Below are 9178 nucleotides of genomic sequence, written 5' to 3'. Positions count from 1 at the left end.
CCTTTTCGGCCCAGCAGCGCATGCCGGCCTCGGCCAGGGCGTCGATGACGCCGCAGGCACGGGCGGGCGCGGACGTCGTGCACAGTGTCGGGCGCTCAGCAGCCCGGACAGGAACCGCAGGGTGGTAGTGGACAGATCGAGTCCCGATGGGCAGGCAAGCACACGAAGCTCCGGGCGGACAGGTTGCTCTTGGTCGACACCCCTCTACCAGGAGCTCCACCTCTTCCCACACCCGACCCCCACGCCAACTCAGCCAGACATCAGCCAGGTTGGAAACAGTTCAGTGAGCAATCGCCGGACTTTTGAGGGACTTGTGGCCGGGCGGCCCCGGCACTTCGGGGCCGCCCGGTCTGCCTGTCACGAGCTGGACGGAGACAGCGCAATCGCGTCGGAAGGCGTGTGCGTGAACTGCTCCCGTAGGACCGGCTTGGCGAGCTTGCCCGAGAAGGTGCGGGGGAGCGGTTGCGCCAGGGCGACCGCGTGCTTGGGCTGCTTGTAGCGGGCGAGGGAGGCTTGTGCGGTCGATGCGAGGCGGCTGGCGACGACCGACGGGTCCTGGTCGGTATGGAAGACGACCATCGGGACCTCGCCCCACCTGTCGTCCGCCACGCCGATGACGGCAAGGTCCACCACCCCCTCCACGGAGCCGAGAACCTTCTCGATCTCGGCGGGGTAGATGTTCAGGCCGCCGGAGATGACCATGTCCTTCCTCCGGTCGACAACCTTGAGGAAGCCGCCGTCGTCCTGCAGGCCCAGGTCGCCAGTGCGCAGCCATCCGTCGACGAGGGTATCGGCAGTCTCCTGGGGACGGTTCCAGTAGCCGTGCATGGTGTGCGAGCCACGGACCAGAATCTCCCCGACCTCGCCGGCCGGGACCGTCTGGCCTTCGGAATCGGCGATGCGGATGGCGGTGCCCACGAGCGGCAACCCGGCGAAACCGGGACGCGTGAGCGCATCCTCGTACCGCATGGTGGAGACCAGTCCCGATGCCTCGGTCAGCCCATAGACCTGCGTCACCGGGATACCGCGTGCCTGGTAGACCTTCAGCAGGTCCGGATTCACCGGGGCGCCGCCCGCTCCTGCGAACTTGAAGTCGGCCAGCCTGCGCCGTCCGAAGCCGGGCAGCGCCGCCATGCGCTCCCAGACCACCGGGACCGTCGTCGTCGCCGTGACCTGGTGCCGCTCCAATGCGTCGAGGCAGCGCTCGGCGTCAAAGTCGCCGGGCAGCACCATCGTCGCGCCTGGGAACACCACCAGTTGCATGAAGACCGAGATGACTGAGCCCGTGTAGACCAGAGGCGCGGCCAGCAGTACGCGGTCGCGCCACGAGATCCCGTGGGTGATCATTTGGGCCTGGCCGGGGGCCAGTACGGAGCGGTGCGTCAGCAGCGCGCCCTTTTGCACTCCCGTGGTGCCGGAGGTGTAGCAGATGAACGCACCGTCGTCCTCGTCGACCTCGGTGATCGGCGCCGTCCCGGACTCCGCCATGAGCAGGTTGTATCCCGGCAGGTCGGACGAATCGGTGGCGAAGATCTCAAAGCCGAGCGCCTTGTGTCCTGGCTCCAGCAGGTGGGCGAGTTCGCCCTCGGTCACCACGACGCGCGGGTCGGCGTCCTGGAGGAGGGGAGCGAGCTCCGGGGCCAGCAGCCGGAAGTTGAGCGGAACGCTGATCGCGCCCAGCTTCAGAGTGGCCAGGATGACATGGGCGAGCTCCGGGCGGTTGCGCATGAGTACGCCCACCCGGTCGCCCTTGCGGACCCCGCGAGCCGCTAGGCCACGGGCGAGGGCGTCGGAGACCGCATCGAGTTCTGCCCAGCTCTGTACGTCGTCACCGAAGATGATCGCCGCGTGGTCGGGACGATTTTTCCCCCAGTAGCGAACGAGATCATTGATGTTCATGCCAGCTTCCCATGTCCCTTGTTCGGTTGCTGTTTTCATGCACACGACGGCAGAGCGCGGTGTTGATCCGTCAGCCCACGACTGACCGCGCCGAGCCTGCGACTCGCCCTGATGAGCAGAAGCTGCTTGGAAGAGGCACGGGTGACCGACGGATACGGGATGCCGGGCCGTGTTCTCCGTGGGCTGTGTGACGCTCGTCAGGACGCGCCGGCGTTGCGTCCGGCAGCCTGCGAGGGTGCTCCCTCGAGGCCCAGCTCGGACAGGGCCGCTTCGTCGTAGCCCGCCACGTCCCGCAGCACCTCCCACGTGTGCGCGCCGAGTCCCGGGGCGAGATCGGCTGCGAAGTCCTCTCCAGCGACACGGACCGGGCTCACCATCAGCTCCAACTCGCCCACGCCGTCGTAGGTGACCGTGTAGGTGTTCCGCCGAGCCTTGAAATGGGGATCCTGGATGAGCTCGTGGACGCTGTTCACCGGTCCGCCGGCGATGTCGTGCGTGAGGAAGAGCTCGGTCCACTCCTCGCGCGTGCGCTCCAGGAAGATGGCGCGCAGTTCGCGCCAGACCGTCTCGGCGCGCCGAGCGGATCCCTCGTCGACGGTGGTCAGGTCGATCTCTAGGAGGTCCGGACGGTCGACGGCATGGCAGAAGTTCCGCCAGAACTTCTCCACGTGGGCGCCGAACAGCATGGCGCCGCCGTCCTGTGTCCGGTACGCCTCCAACCGGGGCCAGTCCGGCAGCCGACCGTCGGGCAGCCAGGCGGAGCGCTGCGTCGTCCGGCCCTCGTTGAGGGCCGCGTCGGTCTCGTCCGGGATCCAGCTGGCTGCCACGTCGATGCCGGCCACCTCGAGCCGTGTCCCTGCCCCGGTGCGGCGGGCGTGGAGAATCCCCGCGAGTATGCCCATCGCTCCGTAGGCGCCCAGTCCGTACATCGCGATCCCCGGTGCGGTCGAGCCCGCGATGCCCTTGTCCGGAGGCGTGCTCGGAGTCGCCACCTCGCGCAGGCCGGCGTAGGCGTCGAAGACAGGTCCGCCACTGCCCAGCCGCCGGTAGGGCCCGTCGCTGCCGAGGCCGGAGACCGTGCAGAAGACGAGCGCCGGGTTGGTCTCCTTCAGTACGTCGTATCCCAGGCCCAGCCATTCGAGATAGCCGGCACGTGTTCCCTCGATCACCGCGTCGCTGACCTTGGCCAGCTCCAGGAAGGCAGCCTTGCCTGCGTCGCTCCGCAAATCGAGCGCCACGCTCTTCTTGCCGCGGTTCCAGCGCAGGTGCATGAAGGCCGGACCGTCGGGTCCGCCCACCGCCAGGGAGCCACCGGTGCGCACGGGATCGCCCACAGGCCCGGTTTCGACCTTGATCACCTCGGCACCGAGATCAGCGAGATGGCCACCGACGGACGAGGGCGCCAGGTGGGCGACCTCCAGGATGCGCACCCCTGCCAACAACGAGTAGCCGCTCATGGGAACCTCCGGGTCGTGAGCCGAGTCATTGTGTGTCCCACGCACAGCCCGGCCCTGATTTCTGGTGAGGTGTGCAGGGGAGAGCCGGACGCCCACGGCATGCTGTCCGGTGCGTCGCGGGGGCAAAGTGTTCGAGAGGGCGGGAGCACGGGATGTGGCGTCCACCGCAGCGCCGTAAATCTAATGGCATTCGCCAAATCGGGCAAGACCTCGTGGGCGTCGAGTGCACCTCACTGCCGCACCCCGTCGGCCCTGACCCTTGTAGCTGACTGGGGAGTTTCTGGGAAAGCGCCTGGTGACGGCCTCCCGTGCCCACGAGGAGGGGATCGGGGTCTCGACCGTTATTAACCTACAGCAATAAGTTTAAAACGCTCGTCTTCCGCGGGTCCCTGTCACAGGACTTACCGGCCCGGCGGGCATGGTCGCGGAACCGTGTGCTCGTGTCGATGCGACTCTGGTCATCGAAGAAGGGAGTGCGGCAAGTGAACCGCCCCGGGTTCGGTAGAGATCTCAGATTGTGGTTGTGACCTGGGGTTCCGTGGATTCCATGTAGTGGTCGGCCTCGTACTCGACGGGTGGAGCGTTGCCTATCTCACCGTGCAGTCTGCGGTGGTTGTACCAGTCGACCCACTCATCGGTGGCCAACTCCACCGGGGAGAGCGATTCCCAAGGCCCTCGCGGTTTGGTCAACTCGGTTTTGTACAGACCGATCGGTGATTCCATCAGGGCGTTGTCGTCGGCGTCGCCGACCGAGCTAATGGAGGCGGCGATGCCGGCAGTGTCCAGATGCTCGGCGGGCTTGAACGATGTGTATCGCGGCCCGGCGTCGGAGTGATGGATCGACGCGCCTGGTCGGATGGGGTATTGGCCGCGGATCAGCCGACGATCCGGCGGAAGAAGGTGTCCACTACGAACGCGACGTGGACGAGGGCGGACCATGCCTTCACGTGGGTGAATTCCGCCACCCAGCACCGGTTCGGAGCGACGGCGACGAAGCTGAGGTCGACCGGATCGGGGGCCCGCTCGGCCTGCCCGCCGGGATCGTGGTGATGACGGGTCTGCCGCGCAACGCGCCCTGGACACCGAGTCCGCGCATCAGGCGCTCGACGGTGCGGCGGGCCACCGCGTGTCCCCGCCGGGTCAGCTCCCATCAGATCTTCCGGGCTCCTTAGGCGCGGTAGTTGGACGTGTAGACCTCCTGGATCCGCTCCTTGAGTTCCTTGTCGCGCACGGAACGGGCGGAGGGGGTTCCGAGGCATTTCTTGTGGGCGTAGTACGTGGAAGGGGCGATCTTGCAGTCGTTCCCGGCCGCGTCCCCGCGTGGTTCTCGTGCTGCTTCAGCCAGTTCCGCGGTGTCTCGCGGGAGCCGATGCCGAGCTTGTCGGCGGCCGCCCTGCAGGGCGGCCGTCTCGTTCGGGTGGTCACCACAGACCTCGGCGACCATGTGCACCGCACGTCGGCGCAGCCAAAGCGGGTAACGGGAAGGTCGTGGCATGACTCGATCCCTTCATGAAATCGAGTCTCCATCCGAGCCGGGGCGGTTCACTGCTCGGGCTGGAGGATGCCATCCGCCACCAGGGCCTCGACCTCCTGATCGGTCAGACCGAGCAGCGAGGCCGCGATCTCCCGGGTGTGTTCGCCCCGCACCGGAGCCGGCAGCAGCGGGGCGGCTGGGACCGATGTGTACGTCCCGACCTGGAGGTTGGCCCGCAGGGGCATCGGCAGAGCGGGGTGCTCGAGGTCCACGAAGGCACCGCGGGCGGTGAGCTGGGCATCGTCGAGCTGGTCGGGGCCGCGGGCCATCAGCCCAGCCGGGACGCCGGCCTGCTGCAAAGCGGCGATCGACTCCTCCCTGTCGCGGCGGATCAGCCACTGGGTGAGCACCCCGGCGGCCGCGGCCCGGTTCCTGAGCCGGCCGGCCACGTTCCCGAGGAGGGGATGGTCGGCGAGTTCCGGTCGGCCCACGACCCGGCACAGCCGTGCCCAGTCGTCGTCGTCGCGCACCGAGACCACGCACCACTCGTCGTCACCGGCGCACGGGAAGACACCCGACGGAGCCTCGGCCAGCGCGATGTTGCCCTCGGGGCCGACCGAGCCTGGCTGCAGCGACTCGGCGGCCAGGTGGCCACCGAGGTGGGTGAGTGCGACGTCGGACTGGGCGAGCTCGATGAGGCAGCCCCGGCCGGACTCCAACCGGGCGATCAGCCCCGCCAGCACCGAGACCGCAGCGACCTGGGCGGCGACGTGGTCGGGGTAGACGGTCGAGCCGTCGGCCGAGCCGTACTCGACGTCCGGGTAGGCCCAGAGCGCCGAGACACCGCACGAAGCACGGACCAGCGGGCCGTAGCCGAGACGCTTGCGCCATTCCCCCACGTTGCCGAACGCGCTCGCGTCGCAGAGTATGATCCGCGGGTTGATCTCGGCCAGGATCTCGTGAGTGAGGCCGAGGCCGGCCAGTGCGCCGGGCTTGAAGTTGGCGACGACCACGTCCGCGGTGGCCACCAGCGAGCGGAAGATCTCGACGCCCCGGGGGCTGCGCAGGTTCAGACCGAGTCCGCGCTTGTTCCGGTTGCCCCAGGCGAACGACGCCGCGAAGGCGCCCTCTCGTCGCGATTGCCGCAGTCCGTCCGGGTAGGCGGCGTTTTCCACCTTGATGACGTCGGCCCCGTTGTCGGCGAACTGGCGACCGAGCTCGGCGCCGAATACGTTGACACCGAGGTCGAGCACCCGCAGACCCGCGAAGGGCCGGTCGCCGTCCACGAGCTCCGGTCCGGCCGGCAGCACGCGCGGGGGCCAGAAGCCGTCGGCACCGAACACCACGTCGTCGTGCTCACCGAGCTCCGGGGACCGGGACCGGTGCCCGGCGCGGACGCCGTCGACGCGTACCTGGCCGGAGGGGACCCGTGCGGTCACCCCGGGCGCGATCTCGACGTCCGTGAGGACGCCGGAGGTGACGAAGTGCGGCACGGTGAGCACGTCGGCGACATCGAGTACCTCAGCGATCGGGATGCCTCGCTCCGCACCCTCCTCGACGAGCTCGGCGCGGGTGTGCCGGTCGAAGAACTCCTGGATCACGGCATTGAGTCGCTCGGCGGCGTGGAAGCGTGCCGGGATGGCGTCGAACTTCGGGTCGGCGAACTCCTCGGGCGAACCCAACCACTCGAACATCGCCCGCCACTGCCGCCGGGAGAGCAGACAGGTACGCACGTGTCCGTCGGCGCAGCGGTAGACCGGGTAGTAGTTGCGCGAGTCGGGCCGACCGCGCGGGAAGGTGTCTGGTCGCGCCGCGGCCGCGGATCCCTGGGTCCCGAAGACCGGGTCGAGACCGTGCACCACGGCCTCATAGGCGGAGACGTCCACGGACTCACCACGGTGCGTTCGACGGGCCTGGTAGTGCGCCAGCAGCGCGGCCCAGGCGACGTGCGCGCCGGTGTGCCCCTCGACCAGACCCACCGGGGGCAGCAGCGGCTCGGCACCCGGGAACCCGGATCGCGACAACACGCCGCCCATCGCGTACAGGACGTGCTCGGTCGCCTGGAGGTCGCGGTAGGGACCGGTCTGTCCAAAGGCGCTCACTTGGACCACGACCAGGCCCGGCACCTCGGCGGTCAGTCGACCGGGCTCCAGACCCGCATCGGCGAGCCGTCCCGGACCCCAGCAGTCGACCAGGATGTCTGCTGCATCGACGAGGTCGCGCAGCTTCGTCATGTCGCAAACGTCCGCGGTGTCCAGCACCACACCGAGCTTGTTCGCGTTGTTCAGGTGCCACGCCCACCGGCTGATGTCACCCATGGGCGTGCGGCGTCGCCCGGCCGCCCCCTCGGGCGGCTCGACCTTCACGACCTCGGCGCCCAGGTCGGCGAGGAGCCGGGTGCCGGAGTCCGCGAGCTCGCCCGCGAGCTCCACGACTCGTAGACCGGCGAGCGGGAGCTTGGCGGCTGCGCTCATGCGGGCTGCCCTGCCTCGGACTCGGCGAGCTTCCGCGCGAGCTGGCGGTGCAGGTGCTGCGGCCCGGCCTCGTTGCGGCCGTAGATGTACACGCCGCTGACCGCGAGGGCGTTGGCCTGGATGGTCTCCTCCATCGGCCAGTCCTCCTTGGTGGCGGCCTCCTCGAGGATCTCCCAGCTCTTCGCGATCCGCTCGGCCATCTTCTCGTCGTAGGTGTCGGGGTCGGCGAGGAAGCGGATGTGGATCGTGCATTCCGACGGCGAGTGGGACGATGGCCACGTCGTCCAGAACTCGATGTGGTGCGGGGTGATCGCGGCGTTGACGTTGGGGAAGACGAACATGCTCGACCCGACGTGCTTGTAGAAGCCCTCGACCTGGTCCTCCTCCCCGGCCTCGACCGCCTTCTCCAGGCGCATCCGCGGGGTGAACGACTGCATGTGCAGGCCGCTGGACTCCACCACGCAGGTGTTGGTCGAGATCAGCTTTCCGACGCCGTGCGGGTGCAAAAACTTCGGGTGCAGGCTGTCCACGGCGCCGTCGACAACGAGCTTCCAGTTCACCGGGACCGTGAACTGCTTGTCCAGCACCAGCAGCGACTTCTCGTAGTTGAACTCCCGGAAGCGTTCCTCCATGTCCGCGCCCAGGTACTCCGCCACGGTCTGCGGCTTCTCCCCAGGGTCCAGCGTGACCCACACCAGGCCGTGTCGCTCCTCGGTGTGCACCTGGGCCAGGCCGTGTTCGAGGCGGTCCAGCGGCTCGAAGAACTGGGCATACGGGATGTGCCGCAGGGAGCCGTCGCGGTCATAGGTCCAGCCGTGGTAGGAGCAGGTGAAGGCCCGCTTCTTTCCCGCCTCGCAAACCTCGACCCGTCCACCGCGGTGCTTGCAGATGTTGATGCTGGCGCCCACGCTGCCATCGTGCTGACGCACGATCAGCAGTGGAGTGCCCAGGACGTCCCGGGTGACGAAGCTGCCCGGATCAGGCAGCTCTGAGTGGTGCGCGACGACCACGGGGACGGTCCGCATCAGCGCCAGCTCCCGGGCCGCATGCTCGTCGTCGGTGAAATGGGACGTCGGGACCCGAAGCTCGCTGTCCGCCAGGTGCGTCGTGTTCTCTTTGAAGTACCGGATCAGCGTCTCGAGCACCTGCTGGTGGTTAGTCAAGGGTCCTCCTAGGAACGAACTCGCTCGAGAGAAATGGTGACGGCTATCTCGGCCAGGCCATCGTAAACCTACGGCCATAAGTTTTACTAGAGGGTCAGGTGTGCAGTGGACGGGGTCGAAGTCGTGGGCGGCCACGGCCGTCGTCCTCGCCGTAAAGCCGGGCGGTCGGCGCCTCGGCGACGAGGGATGTCGGTCACCCCAGGCTCCCTTGCGGCTTGGTAAGGCGCCTGGCGGTTCGGCTAATGAGTGTGATCAGCGGGTGGCCAGGCGGACGGGCACCGGTTCGGTGCTGGTGCGCCGCAACGGTCAACAGGAGATTGTCCCCTGGGCGGCCATGCTGCCATGGCCAATAATCTATAGAAATAAGTTTAAAGTCGACCGGAGAGAAGCATCGCCGGTACCTTGCGCACGGCCCTGGCCGCGTCAGCGAGACGCGTGCAGCCGTCCTCGCAGCGCGGGATGCCGGGGCAGTCCGGCGCAGGTTCGCAAGAGGTACGTCCACCCGTCGGTGCAGATCGTCGGCCGCGAGCGGGCACTCCGGGATCGGCAGCGCCGCCACCGCCGAGTTCTGGGTCGGCGCCCCAGTCCGGGCGTCGGCGGTGGCGCTGCGGCGGTACCCGTGGGCCGGGATCCGCTCTCCGCCCGGCTCGGGGGCGGAGTCCTGGAACCACGCGCCCGAAGCGCCTCGCCCTCGCTGGCAGGCGCCAATGC

General features: G+C 68.4%; 4 protein-coding genes and 1 pseudogene. All 5 read right to left on the bottom strand.

Annotated elements, in window-relative coordinates; translation table 11 throughout:
* Positions 1–357: 357 nt before the first annotated feature.
* A complete protein-coding gene (locus AB0I73_RS38875; protein ID WP_363045119.1) occupies positions 358–1899 on the bottom strand; it encodes an AMP-binding protein in 1542 nt (513 codons plus the stop codon).
* 197 nt (positions 1900–2096) lie between these two features.
* Positions 2097–3356, bottom strand: a complete 1260-nt coding sequence (locus AB0I73_RS38870; protein WP_363045118.1) for a CoA transferase — start codon at positions 3354–3356, stop codon at positions 2097–2099.
* 510 nt (positions 3357–3866) lie between these two features.
* A pseudogene (locus tag AB0I73_RS38865) lies at positions 3867–4851 on the bottom strand (IS3 family transposase).
* A 47-nt stretch (positions 4852–4898) separates the two neighbouring features.
* On the bottom strand, positions 4899–7304 hold the full coding sequence (locus AB0I73_RS38860) for a CoA transferase (protein ID WP_363045117.1): 2406 nt from the start codon (positions 7302–7304) through the stop codon (positions 4899–4901).
* The gene (locus AB0I73_RS38855) at positions 7301–8467 is read right to left on the bottom strand and encodes an aromatic ring-hydroxylating dioxygenase subunit alpha (protein ID WP_363045116.1); all 1167 of its coding nucleotides are present in this window, start codon (positions 8465–8467) and stop codon (positions 7301–7303) included. Before AB0I73_RS38855 ends, AB0I73_RS38860 begins: the two co-directional genes overlap by 4 nt.
* Positions 8468–9178: the final 711 nt, after the last annotated feature.

It is taken from the genome of Streptomyces sp. NPDC050388 (genome assembly GCF_040655635.1).
Lineage (GTDB): Bacteria > Actinomycetota > Actinomycetes > Streptomycetales > Streptomycetaceae > Streptomyces.
Note: the sequence above shows the minus strand (reverse complement) of the source record. Positions and strands in the feature narration are given on the sequence as shown.

What these genes read in the sequence shown, in the direction of transcription:
- AB0I73_RS38875 (WP_363045119.1), bottom strand. Translation starts at nt 1,899, where the DNA reads ATGAACATCAATGATCTCGTTCGCTACTGGGGGAAAAATCGTCCCGAC.
- AB0I73_RS38870 (WP_363045118.1), bottom strand. Translation starts at nt 3,356, where the DNA reads ATGAGCGGCTACTCGTTGTTGGCAGGGGTGCGCATCCTGGAGGTCGCC.
- AB0I73_RS38860 (WP_363045117.1), bottom strand. Translation starts at nt 7,304, where the DNA reads ATGAGCGCAGCCGCCAAGCTCCCGCTCGCCGGTCTACGAGTCGTGGAG.